This is a genomic window from Oryzibacillus soli (assembly GCF_051594765.1).
Taxonomy (GTDB): domain Bacteria; phylum Bacillota; class Bacilli; order Paenibacillales; family NBRC-103111; genus Paenibacillus_AR.
In genome coordinates this window covers 106,505-119,184 of record NZ_JBPPGJ010000007.1, presented here as the reverse complement: position 1 = coordinate 119,184, position 12,680 = coordinate 106,505, and the positions used below count along the sequence as shown (strand labels likewise).

The window sequence follows — 12,680 nt, the reverse complement described above, 5'->3', positions numbered from 1 at the left end:
TTTACCGACACTTCGTTACGGACCATGGAACGTCATTCCCTTCCCATACCTGCGACTGCCCCCAGCCTTTCTCTCTACGCTGCAGCCTTCCGGACCGGTAGGACCGGCTCAGCTCATCCGTTCCGCTCTGCGTCTTCCGTATAGGCGACGATAATCTTCTGAACGAGGGAGTGGCGCACCACATCCTGCTCGTCGAAATGAACGAATCCGATTTCCTCCACATTCTTCAGAATCCGGCTGGCTTCCACCAAGCCTGATTTTTTGCCCTTGGGCAGGTCGATCTGGGTCACATCTCCCGTAATGACCATCTTGGAGCCGAAGCCCAATCGGGTCAGGAACATCTTCATCTGCTCGGGAGTCGAGTTCTGAGCCTCGTCCATGATGATGAAGGAATCGTCCAGAGTCCGGCCCCTCATATAGGCCAGCGGAGCGATCTCCAGAAGGCCGCGCTCCAAGGACTTGGCCACCTGCTCCGGGCCCAGCACGTCGTTAAGTGCATCATACAATGGCCTTAGATAAGGGTCAACCTTCTCCTGCAGGTCCCCTGGCAGGAAGCCCAGATTCTCTCCCGCCTCTACAGCCGGCCGGGTCAGCACGATCCGCTTCACCGAGCCTTCCTTCAGAGCCACGACAGCAAGAACAACGGCCAGATACGTCTTGCCCGTACCGGCCGGGCCGATGCCGAACACGATATCCTGCTTCTTGATCTGATTCACGTACCGCTTCTGGCCGATGGTCTTGACGCGGATGGGCTTGCCCCGGTGGGTAACGGCGATCTCGCCCTTGAACAGCTCCAGAAGCTGATCCGCCTTCATCTGCTTGGCCAACTCGACGGCATAGGACACATCGCGCTCCGACAACGGATAGTTGTTGCGGACGAGAGCCAGCAGCACCTCGAACAGCTGCTTCAGAGACTCGGTCTCCTTGGCAGGGCCCTGAACCGCAATCTCCTCGTCACGGGAGTAGATCCGCGAGGTGTATTCCTCTTCGATCATATGGAGGAATTTATCCTGAGGCCCGAACAGGGCCATGGCTTCCTTCGTGTCCTTCACTTGAATCTTGATCGTTTGCTCCAGCTTGTTGTCAGTCAAATGGCCTCAGTCTCCTTGTTGTACGCCTGCTTCCAGGTGAAAGATTCCCTTTAAGTATACGTTAAATTGTAGCGTATATGTGTGCTTGTACGCAAATTTTGGTAGGATTTGAAGGGCTGGAGACAACGGACGAACCCATGCCTGTCCGGCATGGGTCTCTCGCTTTTTATTGCCCCGGCACGATGGCCAGCTCCTCCGATATGTTCTCCTCCACCTGGAAGAGCACCTGCATGCTGATCTTCCCGTTCTCCACCTTGTCCTGCAGCACGTGGTACGAGACGAACCGGGCCTCCTGCCCGGCTTTCATCAGGATGTCGGCCTTGGCTCTCTCGATGCCGGCGGAACGGGCGGCGGACTCGTCCAGCGGAACCGACTCCTCCTTGGTTTCCCGGATCGTCTCCTTCAGCCACCCTACGGGCAGAACATACTGCCTCCAGCCCAGCGTTTTGCGGTCGGATTCGGATTCGGAGGTGCCGTACCCCTCTTGGCCGTAGCCCGTGAGCTGCAGCGCGCGGCCTCCGAACACGACATATTGCTTGCTGTAGCTCTCCCCGGTATACGTCTTGAACTGCTGGGTCAACGGAATCTCCAGCTTCGATTCGTACCAGACGATCCCCTTGACCTTTCCTTCCGCCGGAACGATCTGGTTGTTCGTCTCATCGCCGATGATGCCGGAGATCAGCACGTCCCCTTTGCGGACATACCGGTTCGGCTCCACCACCGGCTTGCCCTTGGTAGAGGTCACCTGGGTCACCACGGCGCTCTTGGACGCCACCAGATGGCGGGGATTCAACAGCTCGCGCTGCTCGGGACGGGCCGATTCCACGATGCGGATGGTAATCCGGGTCCCCTGCCGCTCGACGCCGACCCAGGAGACGCTGGGAAGCTGTCCATGGAGCCCGCGGGCCAGCTCCTCCATCGGCTTCAGCCGGAACTTCCACTGATACGGCTTGATCCCCTGCGTCGCCGCCGCCTGCAGAATTTCATGCGTCGCAATCGTCTCATTGCCTTCCACCCGGACCTGCCAGATGACCGACGAGAGCAAATAGATGCCGGCGAAGAAGCCGACCAGTCCCGCCACGAAAAACTTCCGCTTCTCCAGCTTGCCGAGAAAAAAGGGGAAGCCCCGGCGCTTCTCCACGTGGACCCGACAGCCTGTCTCCTTCAAGAGCGCGCGAAGCCGGAAAAAGTCACGGATCAGAATATTGGTCCGGGCTTCCTTCAGGCCTGTCCGACGAATGTCCCACAGGGTATAGCCCTGGGTGACGGCGCGGTTCAAGAAGCTCTCCAGCTCCTTGCCCCGAACCGTGACCGTAACATATCCCCTTATGGATCTGACGAAATGTGGCTGCATGTTCATCACCCTTCTATTGGATATATTTCAGCTCCAGTATGGCGCCCTCCACCAGCACCTCTTCCGGCATGATCGTCCGGATCACCAGATTGGCTCCGCGGATCTCCAAGGATCCTTTCGATAAGGCCAGCTTCAAGTGCTGGTCAGAAAAATGCAGCACACCCCGATGATTCTCGATGTACAGCCTCATATTGCCGATCATGGTCAGCCGGGGCAGGTCCATGGTGATATCAGGCGGTACGTCCAAGATTTTGGTGGTCCAGTGGTTGATCTTTTTCCGGAAACGGCGCATGCGTCGGCTCTACCTCCCAAGCTCGATTAACCCGTTCCTGCCCGGACTGACGCCTGGTTGGAACACAAAGAGAGACCTCGTATCCTTACACACTATGCGGCTGCAGGCCCAAATATGAGCGTCCCGGCCCCGAACGGAAATGGTTGTCCCCCAAAACAAAAAACCACCGGCTCAGCTCGAAAGCTGACCGATGGTTGTGTTTAAATCGTTTTATGGCCGCCCGTAGGGCTTCTTCGCTCTTGGCGGTCCCAGAATTTCCGCCCAGACCACGGCGCGGACCATTTCCTCTCCTGCCGGCGCGGGAACGCCTCCGGCAGCCGCCGGCGTCGGCTGTGCCGGTCCTGCGGGCCTTGGAGGGGTCGATGCGGTGCTGGTCACCGGTGCCCTTCGGGAAGAGGGACTCTCCTCCCCCTCCATGGTAATTCCTTCCCCGGCACCCGCCGTTTCTTGATAACGGCGGAGTGCCTTCTCAGCCCACACCTCCGGCTCCTGCTGCCCGCTTCCCATCGAAGGGGCGGCCTCCGGCGGCTTCCGTTCGCCGGGTCCTCCCCCGAAGCTGGGCATAGGAGCGGGCCCCCGGCCCGCTCCGCCCCGCGACGACTGGCGGATATAGCCCCACAAGGGTCCTGCCAAAGCGAAGAGGATCACCAGGACCCCCGGATTTTTGCCGATCCACTGCAGCAAGCTCTCCATGCCGTCACCTCCTGCCCGTCTTCGCCGTCATGCTCATTCCTTCTCGGGCTTGGCAGGATCATTCACCTTGCCGATGGAGCTCCGCATCTGAGTGTCGGCATCGATGTTCTTCAGGTTCATGTAGTCCATGACCCCGATCTTGCCCTGGCGAAGGGCTTCCGCCATAGCCAGCGGCACCTGGGATTCGGATTCCACCACCCGGGCCCTCATCTCCACGACCTTGGCCTTCATCTCCTGCTCATGGGCGACCGCCATCGCGCGGCGCTCCTCCGCCTTCGCCTGGGCGATGCGCTTATCCGCCTCGGCCTGCTCCGTCTGCAGATGGGCGCCGATGTTCTTGCCCACGTCAACGTCCGCGATATCGATGGAGAGAATCTCGAAGGCCGTGCCCGCATCAAGTCCTTTGCCCAGTACCGTGCGGGAGATGGAGTCCGGATTCTCCAGCACATCCTTATGGGAGCTGCTGGAGCCTACGGTTGTGACGATACCCTCGCCAACCCGCGCGATGATGGTCTCTTCACCGGCGCCGCCGACCAGTCGGTCGATATTGGCGCGTACCGTGACCCGCGCCTTGACTTTGACCTCAATGCCGTCCTTGGCAACTGCCGCTACGATGGGAGTCTCGATAACCCTCGGGTTGACGCTCATCTGAACGGCCAAGAGAACGTCCCGGCCTGCCAGATCGATGGCAGCAGCCCGCTCGAAGCCCAGAGGGATATCGGCACGCTGGGCCGCGATCAGAGCGTTGACGACCCGGTCCACATTGCCGCCGGCCAGATAATGGCTTTCGAGCTGGTTGATATTAAGCCCCAGTCCTGCCTTGGTCGCCTTGATCTGGGGATTGACGATCCGGCTCGGGATAACCCGGCGCAGCCGCATAGCCACCAGCGTGATAATACCGACCCGGACACCCGATGCCAGGGCGGATATCCACAGCATCACCGGGAAGAAGCTGAAAAACACGGACAGCACAACAAGAGCAAGTGCCGCGATAACGAAGAACATCACCATAGGTTCCATAAGCTGACAAACTCCTCCTTCTCATCTGTAAAACGGTTGTTTAGGAATTCTCCGCTTCGCCGACCACGATCCGGCCGCCTTCTACTTTGACCACTCGGATGGAAGCCCCTTGCGGAATAAAGCCGCCAAGGGTCACCACGTCGATCCGTTCTCCCCCGATGGCGGCGGTACCGGCCGGACGCAGGGGCGTCAGGGTGCGTCCCGTCCTTCCGACCAGATCCTCTCTGACGGGCTGGGATACGAAGCCCTGATCCGAGGTGAGCGCCTCCCGGAGGATGAACCGGTTCCACACTCCTCTCTTACGGAAGGCGTAGATGACGATTCCGGCCAGCACCAGAGCCAGTACGAAGCCGATGCCCAACGATTTGGCCGCTTCTGAAGAATCGTACGCCGCCATCAGGACTCCGGTCATCAAGGCAATGATTCCTGCGATCGCCCATATCCCGAAGCCCGGCACGAAGATCTCCACCACCAGCAGCACCAGGCCGATGACGAACAAGGCCACATCCTCCACCCCCGCAAAGCCGGCGGCATAATGCCCGAAGAAGTACAACACGAAGCTGCCGACCCCGATAATACCCGGCAAGCCGAAGCCGGGGACGAACAATTCGATGGCGATGCCGGCCAGGCCCAACATGAAGAGCAGCGTCATGACGGCTGGCTGGGTCAAGAATCCGGCCGCCTTCTCCGCGAAGGTCGGATGAATCTCTACGACCGGGGCTCCGTCCAGCTTGAGCAGCTTCAGAATCTCCTCCCGTGAGCCTGCGGTACCGTCCGAATATCCGGTCTTCAATGCTTCCTCCGCCGTCAGGGAGATGATCTCGCCTTTCGCGTACGTCTTGCCCAGCTGGGGCACCTGGACCTCACGGCTCTTATCGACCATGCCGACCGCAATGTCCGGATTCCGGCCGCGCAGTTCGGCGGCGCTTCGCATCTCAGCGGACCAGAAGGCGATGACCTTGGCGCTGTCCACCTCTTTGCCGGAGGGATCCACCACGGCGGCCGCCCCAATGGAGCTGCCCTGCTCCATGTAGATGCGGTTGGCGTTCAGCGCGATGTAGCTGCCGGCGGAGATGGCCTTCCCCCGCACGTAGGCTGCCGTTGGCACCGTACTGTTCCGGATCAGCTGACCGATACCCAGCGCCGAATCCACACGTCCTCCGAGCGTATCCAGCTCCAGGATCACGTAGGAGGCCTTGGCTTCCTCCGCTTCCTTGTATGCCCGTTCCAAAAATTGCTGAAGTCCGTTTTCGATGGTCTGCTTCGCCGGAATGACATACACCGGCTGTGCCATGCTGCCGGATTCCGCGCCTGCTTGGGCCGCCGGCAGCAGTCCCGCCGCCGCGGCGAACAGGAGCAGCACCCCGCGGATCAATCCGCGTCCGATTCCCATCGGCATCCTCCCTTTCTCTAATGGGATGGTACTCATGCTTCTACATACGTAGCATAACCCGCTTCGTTTCACCGAAGGACCCAAAAACAAAAAACGCCCCGGCATAATACCGGAGCGTTCGTTGTTTGGAAAATTGGAGTTAAGCCAAGGATTGCTGCACAATCTGGTTGACGAGCTTGCCATCGGCACGCCCTTTCACTTTAGGCATTAACGCGCTCATTACTTTGCCCATGTCCGCTTTTGAGGAAGCACCGACTTCATGGATGGTCTGTTGTACAATCTCTTTGACTTCATCTTCACTCAGTTGCTGCGGCATGTAATCGGCAAGAATAGCGAGTTCCTGCTTCAATTGGTCAGCCAGGTCGTCCCGGCCTGCTTTCTCGAATTCCTGGAGGGAATCTCTGCGCTGTTTGATCTCACGATTCAGAACGTCAAGGACTTCTTGGTCATCCAAAGATTTTCGCTGATCGATTTCTATATTCTTAATCGACGAACGAACCATTCGGATTACGGAAAGCCTGAACTTATCCTGGCTCCTCATCGCCTGCTTCATATCTTCGTTCAATCGGTCGTTTAAGCTCATGAAAGAAGGCTCCTCCTAGAACTTCCGCTTACGAGCCGCCTCGGACTTCAGCTTGCGCTTAACGCTAGGCTTCTCATAGTGCTTACGCTTCTTCACCTCTGCTAACACGCCGTCCTTCGCGATGGATTTCTTAAAGCGACGGAGTGCTGCATCAATTGTTTCATTCTTGCGTACTCGAGTTTCTGACACCAGATTTCCCTCCCTCCGAACAGACCGTGTCCAAAAAGCAGACGGTTATCAAACTACATTATAGATGAAGGGTATTCCGGGTGTCAACCTAACATCTGAAATACCATGAACTGCCTAGTCTCGAACGTTCAAAGCTGACAGCTTCTCGCCGCCCAGCAGGTGGTAATGGATATGGAAAACCACTTGACCGCCGTCCTTGCCGCAGTTGTTCACAAGCCGGTATCCGCTGTCCGCGATTCCCAGCTCCTTGGCGACAATCTGAGCCGCCTTGTGGATCTCGCCGATCAGCGCAAAGTCCTCTCCCGCCGCGTCATTCATGGTGGGGATATGCTTCTTGGGGATGATCAAGACATGCACCGCCGCAGCCGGCTGAATATCGTGGAACGCCAGCACATGCTCGTTCTCGTAAACTTTCTTCGAGGGAATCGCACCCTCCACGATCTTGCAGAATATGCAATCCATGGTCCTGGTACCTCCGTATGATTGGAATATCCCCATCATATCGAAAAAAGCCGGGCCCGTCCAACCCGGGCCCCAAAACGGCCCGGCGGTTCGGCCGCCGGGCTTGTGCGGACCGGTTCGGCACCGGTCAGTAATAGTAGCCGTAGGGCAGGAGGGACAATGCCAGCAGCCCGGCCAAGGGAAGGGCATAGCGGCGGAAGCGGGGGTAGTAGCCATACGGGTAACCCGCATAGCCGGGATACGGCGGCAGGAACGGCCCGAAACCCGGACCATAGCCGGGATAAGGCAGATAACGTTCCTCCTCTCCTCCGGCCTCCGTCTCCGGACATGCGATATAGACATGCTCCTCGTCCACCTTTTCCACGACCCCGTCGAATACCATCCCGTCATGCATCTGAATCCGCACATACCGTCCCATATGCTCCATGCACATGGCATGAGCCTCGTGTACCATCATGTTGGAATTCCTCCCCGAATCGGGCTTTCCGCCCATCTACCACCATGATATGCGGCCATTTTTTTACAGTACGCGGTTAGGAAAAAAAGGGCTCTCGCCCAGCTGCAGAATAAATTAGACCGTCAGTCTAATATCGGCTGGACGCGGGTCGGGGAGCCGTTCTATAATAGAGTCGGAACGTCACGAATATGGGTGGGATTCCTATATCATTCATGAGAGAGAGCACACGAAGGAAGCGGGACGCCGTGATCGAGACCGCCCTCCGGCTGTTTATGGAGAAGGGGTACGAGAACGTATCCGTCGATGAAGTGATCGCGGCCACCGGAACGTCCAAGGGAACTTTTTACCACTATTTCAAGGGCAAGGACGAGATTCTTCAAGAGATGTCGAACCGCCAGGCGGAGCTGATCCAGGAATGGTCCCAGCTGCCTGTGACGAAGGTCCCTTCCCTGGAAGGGCACATCAACCGCCTCTTTTTAGACTTGGCGTCTAATTTGTCGGGGTACCGGAGCTTGATCCGTTCCCTGACCACCTTGTCCCTTCAGACCGGTGCAGACCCGCTCCGGGTGCAGCCCTTCGAGCTGCTCCGCAAGCATCTCCTGGTCTGGCTGCCGGACCCGCGCAAGGTGGAGCTTCTCGTCTCCGTCTATGCGGGCACCTTGTTCGGCTGGTGCACCACGGAGCATGCGGACTTGGCCGCGCTGCTGCAGAGCAACCTGGCTCTTCTATGGGCCGGACTCCGCAACGTGGATGAGAGCGGCCCTAGCCCATTCATGATCGCCCCTGCAACACTATATAAGCTTCACGGAAGCATACGGGAGGAACCGAAAATGAGAGTTGCCATTATTGGAGGAGGCCTGGCCGGCTTGACCGCCGCCGCTTACCTGTCCGACAGCGAGAAAGTGGAAGGAATTCTGTTCGAACGCAGTCCGCAGCTGGGAGGCCGCGCCTTCACCTACGAGAAGGAAGGCTTCACCCTGAACTACGGGGCCCACGCCATTTACGGCATCGACCGGCATAACATCAGCGTGATGGAGAAGGAGCTCCAGATGAGCTTCAGCAGCAAGCAGGTGGATAAACGCCGCGTCGTATATTCCAAGAACGGGCAGCTGACGCCGGCTCCGCTGGATTTTGTGAACATTGTGAAGACCGATCTCCTGACTCCCGTACAGAAGGTTCGCTTCGTCGGCGAAGTGGCCGCCATCATCGCCCAGATCCATAATATCAAGAGCTACGAGACGCTCGGGGACTACCTGGACCAATCCGATGCCGACGAGGACCTGAAGGAGCTGTGGGAGCACCTGGTCTGCTCCAATTTCTTCATCTCGCCGGAGGATGCCCGCAAGGTGCCGGGGACGGTCATCAGCGAATATTACCATAACCTGTTCCTCTCCAACCGTCCCGTGAACTACGTCATCGGCAGCTGGGCGGTCATCACCAACCAGCTCCAGCAGAAGATCCTGGATTCCGGACGCTGGGACATCTCCCTCCAGGAAGGCGTCGACAGCATCCGCTACGAGAACCGCAAATTCGTGCTGAAGACCAAGAAGCGCGAGGAAGCATTCGACAAAGTCGTCTTCGCCATGCCGGTCCAGCAGGTCGTCAAGCTCCTCCGCGGCACCCCATGGGAGCCGTTCATGGACAAATACCAAGACAGCAAGCCGACGGAAGTCATGGTGTACGACGTGGGCTTGAACCAGGTGGTGGCCCGCCCCTTCAACTACATCAGCGATATGGACGAGAAGATGTTCATTACCGACGTGTCCGCTACGGACCACTCTCTCGTTCCCGAGAATGGGCAGCTGCTGCAAGGTATCGCTTATCTCAACGATGAATTCGATAACGACCAGGCCCGCAAGATGTATCTGGACCACAAGCAGGAAGCGATGGAGGCTCTGTTCGACAAGTATTATCCGGGTTGGCGGGAGGCTCTGACCGTCAAGCGGGTATCCAAGAAGGCCATGGTCTCCAGCGTCAAAAATATAGACGGCAACGAGCTTCTCCCCGTCCGCGTCGAGAACGTGCCGTTCTTCTTCTGCGGCGATGGCTGCATAGGTAAGGGCGAGCTGGCCGAACGGGCCTTCTCCAGCGCGCGCAACGCAGCGAAGCTTCTCCTTGAAGATACGGCCAAAGTGAAATAAAGACACATCAAAAAGCCTCCAGCCGCTGTTCGCGGTTGGAGGCTTTTTGGGATGCGTTTGTTATTTCAGCGCGGGATTCGGCTCCCGGGATACGGCATGGGATTGAACCGGAGCTTCGAACTTCTTCAGATAGGCCAGGTAGTAAATACCGCCTACGAAGATGGCCCCGCCCACCAGGTTGCCGAGCCATACCGGCACGAAGTTGGTGAAGTAGTCGGCCCAGGTCAGATGGCCGGCGAAGATCGCCGCCGGGATGACGAACATGTTGGCGACAACGTGCTGGAAGCCAATGGCCACGAAGGCCATGGTCGGGAACCAGATGGCGAAGATTTTGCCGGTGATGTCCTTGGCCCCGTAAGAGAGCCACACCGCCAGCGCCACCAGCCAGTTACAGCCGATGCCGGAGATGAAGGCCTGCAGGAACGAATCATGGACCTTATGCTCCGCGATGTCTACGGTCTTGGCCAGGAAGGCCCCGGTTTCCGTCAGCCCCACCACGTGTCCGAAGAAGTAAGCGACGAACATGGCGCCGGCAAAGTTGCTGAGTGTAATCAGAATCAGGTTGCGGAGGCACATATACGTCTTGATCTTGCCGGAGAACCGGGACAGCGGCACTGCCATCATGTTGCCGGTCAAGAGCTCCCCGCCTCCGATCAGGACCAGAATAAGCCCCACTGGGAACACGGCGGCTCCGATGAAGTTGGCGAAGCTGCCCCACGCGGCCGGCGCGCTGGCGATCACGCGGATATCGAGCAGGAATCCGAGGGCGATGAAAGCTCCGGCTGCGAAGCCCAGTGCCAGGGTGGTGTGAAGCGGCAATGTAGCTTTTCTATAACCGGCTTCCGTTGTGTACTCGGCGATTTCTTGGGGTGTTAAGTAAGCGGCCATGATAATTTCCTCCTTAAAAGAAAGCATGTCTGGATGATGACGTTCCCTTGCTTGCAGTCATTCTAATTAACTTCATTGTACCCCCGGGGACTTTTCATTAGTTAGTGAACATTTCTTTAACACGACCTGTAATCGCTTTCTTGCAGGACAAACGTTCATAAATTCTATAAATAAAAGAACGCTTACACAGGAATTTCGTAGTCTTACGTCGAATTATCGGGTATACTGGGTTTTGAGTCCTAAGCACTATGAACCTTACCGGCGAGGTGCATCCATGAGTTTCAAAAACGGTAAAGTGTTCTCCGTGGGCCATGTTCTGCTGCCCGGCATTCTAGCCGCGTTGTACATACATAGCAACCGAGACACGATTCTATTGACCATCTCCGGCATCGCATTGCTATGGTCCCTCATGCTGATCTGGTTATCCGCCTCCGGCAAGCCGTATTTCAGCTTGGCCGGCAGGGCCACGCCCGTTCTTTTCTCGCTCGTGGATTTTATGCTGCTAGGAGCCGCTTTTACCCTTCCCGTATGGGACGGGCCGGTTTCGCCGACCTGGCTGATCCTGCCCCTGGTTTCCTTGTATGCGTTCGAGCTTGGAATGAGACGGTCGCTTCTGTTCAGCTTACTGTGTCTTGCGGATTTGCTTCTATTCGGGGTCTTCCAGCAGACGAAGTCCTTCTGGTCTCTAGAATCCTGGCTCAATCTTCTGGGCATCATCTTCTGTATCAGCTTTATCGGACCGACGGCGGACCGGTTGAACCGGATGGCCTTCTACGATCTCCTGACGGGATTGCCCAACCGGCGCATGTTCACCGAGAAGCTTCAAGGCAGCCTGTCGGATCTCCACCGCCAATCCAACATGCTGGCCGTCATGTTCCTGGACCTGGACGGCTTCAAGTATATCAACGATACCATGGGCCATATGCTCGGCGACCAGCTGCTGCAGGGCATCACGAGCCGAATGCGCTCGATTCTTCCCAAGCATGTCATGCTGGCCCGGATGGGCGGCGACGAATTCGCTCTCTTCATCCCCAAGATGAAGACCACCGACGAAGCCGCCGAGCTGGCCGAACAGCTGCTGAAGCAGTTCATTCCCTCATTTTCGCTAGGGCTGCATGAAGTGTATGTGACCGCCAGCATCGGCATCTCCATCGCCCCGGATAACGGTTATGACGGAGACACCTTGATGCGGAATGCGGACGCCGCCATGTATCTGGCCAAGGATCATGGCCGCAACAATTATCAATTCTACGCCGCTCCCTCCCGCAACGACGGTATGGAGCGGATCAAGATGGAAACCATGCTCCGCCATGCCTTGGACCGGGACGAGTTCGTGGTCTACTACCAGCCCCGGGTGGATACGTCCACCGGACGGCTGGAATGTGTGGAAGCCCTCGTCCGCTGGATTCATCCGGAGCGTGGGATGATTTCCCCGGTGGACTTTATTCCTCTGGCGGAGGAGACCGGTCTGATCGTCCCCATCGGGGAACGGGTGCTCCGCAAGGTATGCGCCCAACGTCAGCGGTGGACGGACCAGGGCGTTCCGTTCTTCAAGGTCAGCGTCAATCTGTCAGCCCGCCAGTTCCGTCAGACCGAGCTGCCCGAGATCATCCAGAATGCGCTCCGCTCCACCGGCATGACCGCCGATCTCCTGGAGCTGGAACTGACGGAGAGCGCGGCCATGCAGGACGTCAATTATGCCATCCTGATGCTGAAGGTGCTGAAGGAAATGGGGATGACCATCGCCATTGACGACTTCGGCACCGGCTATTCCTCCCTGAGCTATCTGAAGCGGTTCCCGTTGGACGTCCTGAAGATCGACAAGTCCTTCATCAGTGGCATCCACGCAGACACTGACGATGACGCCATCGTCCGCGCCATTATCGCCATGGGCCATTCCCTGAAGCTCAAGATTACCGCCGAAGGCGTCGAGACCTCTGAGCAGCTCCATTATCTGGAGGAGCAGGGCTGCGACGAGATCCAAGGCTACCTGGTCGGCAAGCCAATGGCAGCGGATATCCTGGAGCAATGGATCCGCATTACCTATACCGAGCCTGACGGAATCTCTACCCCGGCATAACAAAAGCTCCAATCCCAGCAAGAAGGGATTGGAGCTT

Annotated in this window: 13 protein-coding genes; 2 read left to right on the top strand and 11 right to left on the bottom strand. The window is 57.7% G+C overall.

Translation table 11 applies throughout. The annotated features are described in order from the left end of the window. Positions 1–113 precede the first annotated feature (113 nt). From ACSEXW_RS11205 to ACSEXW_RS11160, 10 genes are all read right to left on the bottom strand, one after another. A complete protein-coding gene (locus tag ACSEXW_RS11205) occupies positions 114–1,031 on the bottom strand; it encodes a PhoH family protein (RefSeq protein ID WP_438446386.1) in 918 nt (305 codons plus the stop codon). A gap of 226 nt (positions 1,032–1,257) precedes the next feature. Then, entirely contained in the window at positions 1,258–2,445 is a 1,188-nt protein-coding gene (gene yqfD / locus ACSEXW_RS11200; protein WP_438446230.1) for a sporulation protein YqfD, read from the bottom strand. 13 nt (positions 2,446–2,458) lie between these two features. Continuing rightward, entirely contained in the window at positions 2,459–2,737 is a 279-nt protein-coding gene (gene yqfC, locus ACSEXW_RS11195; protein WP_438446229.1) for a sporulation protein YqfC, read from the bottom strand. Between the two features lie 210 nt (positions 2,738–2,947). Next, the gene (locus tag ACSEXW_RS11190) at positions 2,948–3,430 is read right to left on the bottom strand and encodes a hypothetical protein (RefSeq protein ID WP_438446228.1); all 483 of its coding nucleotides are present in this window, start codon (positions 3,428–3,430) and stop codon (positions 2,948–2,950) included. Positions 3,431–3,463: 33 nt separating this feature from the next. Beyond that, positions 3,464–4,450 carry a flotillin-like protein FloA gene (gene floA / locus ACSEXW_RS11185; protein WP_438446227.1) on the bottom strand — a complete coding sequence of 329 codons (987 nt, stop codon included), beginning with the start codon at positions 4,448–4,450 and terminating at the stop codon, positions 3,464–3,466. Positions 4,451–4,490: 40 nt separating this feature from the next. After that, complete coding sequence (locus ACSEXW_RS11180; RefSeq protein ID WP_438446226.1) at positions 4,491–5,843, bottom strand: NfeD family protein; 1,353 nt, start codon at positions 5,841–5,843, stop codon at positions 4,491–4,493. A 139-nt stretch (positions 5,844–5,982) separates the two neighbouring features. Next, complete coding sequence (locus ACSEXW_RS11175) at positions 5,983–6,426, bottom strand: GatB/YqeY domain-containing protein (RefSeq protein ID WP_438446225.1); 444 nt, start codon at positions 6,424–6,426, stop codon at positions 5,983–5,985. A gap of 15 nt (positions 6,427–6,441) precedes the next feature. Further along, positions 6,442–6,615 carry a 30S ribosomal protein S21 gene (gene rpsU / locus ACSEXW_RS11170; RefSeq protein WP_113020895.1) on the bottom strand — a complete coding sequence of 58 codons (174 nt, stop codon included), beginning with the start codon at positions 6,613–6,615 and terminating at the stop codon, positions 6,442–6,444. Positions 6,616–6,729: 114 nt separating this feature from the next. Then, positions 6,730–7,077 carry a histidine triad nucleotide-binding protein gene (locus ACSEXW_RS11165; RefSeq protein ID WP_438446224.1) on the bottom strand — a complete coding sequence of 116 codons (348 nt, stop codon included), beginning with the start codon at positions 7,075–7,077 and terminating at the stop codon, positions 6,730–6,732. A 127-nt stretch (positions 7,078–7,204) separates the two neighbouring features. Next, complete coding sequence (locus tag ACSEXW_RS11160; RefSeq protein ID WP_438446223.1) at positions 7,205–7,534, bottom strand: hypothetical protein; 330 nt, start codon at positions 7,532–7,534, stop codon at positions 7,205–7,207. Between the two features lie 212 nt (positions 7,535–7,746). Here ACSEXW_RS11160 and ACSEXW_RS11155 point away from each other — a divergent pair, with 212 nt between their 5' ends. Next, positions 7,747–9,675, top strand: a complete 1,929-nt coding sequence (locus ACSEXW_RS11155) for an FAD-dependent oxidoreductase (protein ID WP_438446222.1) — start codon at positions 7,747–7,749, stop codon at positions 9,673–9,675. A gap of 60 nt (positions 9,676–9,735) precedes the next feature. Here ACSEXW_RS11155 and ACSEXW_RS11150 read toward each other — a convergent pair whose 3' ends face one another. Then, positions 9,736–10,563, bottom strand: a complete 828-nt coding sequence (locus ACSEXW_RS11150; RefSeq protein ID WP_438446221.1) for a formate/nitrite transporter family protein — start codon at positions 10,561–10,563, stop codon at positions 9,736–9,738. Positions 10,564–10,837: 274 nt separating this feature from the next. Here ACSEXW_RS11150 and ACSEXW_RS11145 point away from each other — a divergent pair, with 274 nt between their 5' ends. Further along, complete coding sequence (locus tag ACSEXW_RS11145; protein WP_438446220.1) at positions 10,838–12,643, top strand: putative bifunctional diguanylate cyclase/phosphodiesterase; 1,806 nt, start codon at positions 10,838–10,840, stop codon at positions 12,641–12,643. Positions 12,644–12,680: the final 37 nt, after the last annotated feature.

Coding starts and splice junctions, on each gene's coding strand:
- ACSEXW_RS11180 (WP_438446226.1), bottom strand. CDS start 5,843: ATGGGAATCGGACGCGGATTGATCCGCGGGGTGCTGCTCCTGTTCGCC.
- ACSEXW_RS11155 (WP_438446222.1), top strand. CDS start 7,747: ATGAGAGAGAGCACACGAAGGAAGCGGGACGCCGTGATCGAGACCGCC.
- ACSEXW_RS11165 (WP_438446224.1), bottom strand. CDS start 7,077: ATGGATTGCATATTCTGCAAGATCGTGGAGGGTGCGATTCCCTCGAAG.
- ACSEXW_RS11175 (WP_438446225.1), bottom strand. CDS start 6,426: ATGAGCTTAAACGACCGATTGAACGAAGATATGAAGCAGGCGATGAGG.
- ACSEXW_RS11145 (WP_438446220.1), top strand. CDS start 10,838: ATGAGTTTCAAAAACGGTAAAGTGTTCTCCGTGGGCCATGTTCTGCTG.
- yqfD (WP_438446230.1), bottom strand. CDS start 2,445: ATGCAGCCACATTTCGTCAGATCCATAAGGGGATATGTTACGGTCACG.
- ACSEXW_RS11190 (WP_438446228.1), bottom strand. CDS start 3,430: ATGGAGAGCTTGCTGCAGTGGATCGGCAAAAATCCGGGGGTCCTGGTG.
- floA (WP_438446227.1), bottom strand. CDS start 4,450: ATGGAACCTATGGTGATGTTCTTCGTTATCGCGGCACTTGCTCTTGTT.
- ACSEXW_RS11205 (WP_438446386.1), bottom strand. CDS start 1,031: ATGGCCCTGTTCGGGCCTCAGGATAAATTCCTCCATATGATCGAAGAG.
- yqfC (WP_438446229.1), bottom strand. CDS start 2,737: ATGCGCCGTTTCCGGAAAAAGATCAACCACTGGACCACCAAAATCTTG.
- ACSEXW_RS11150 (WP_438446221.1), bottom strand. CDS start 10,563: ATGGCCGCTTACTTAACACCCCAAGAAATCGCCGAGTACACAACGGAA.
- ACSEXW_RS11160 (WP_438446223.1), bottom strand. CDS start 7,534: ATGATGGTACACGAGGCTCATGCCATGTGCATGGAGCATATGGGACGG.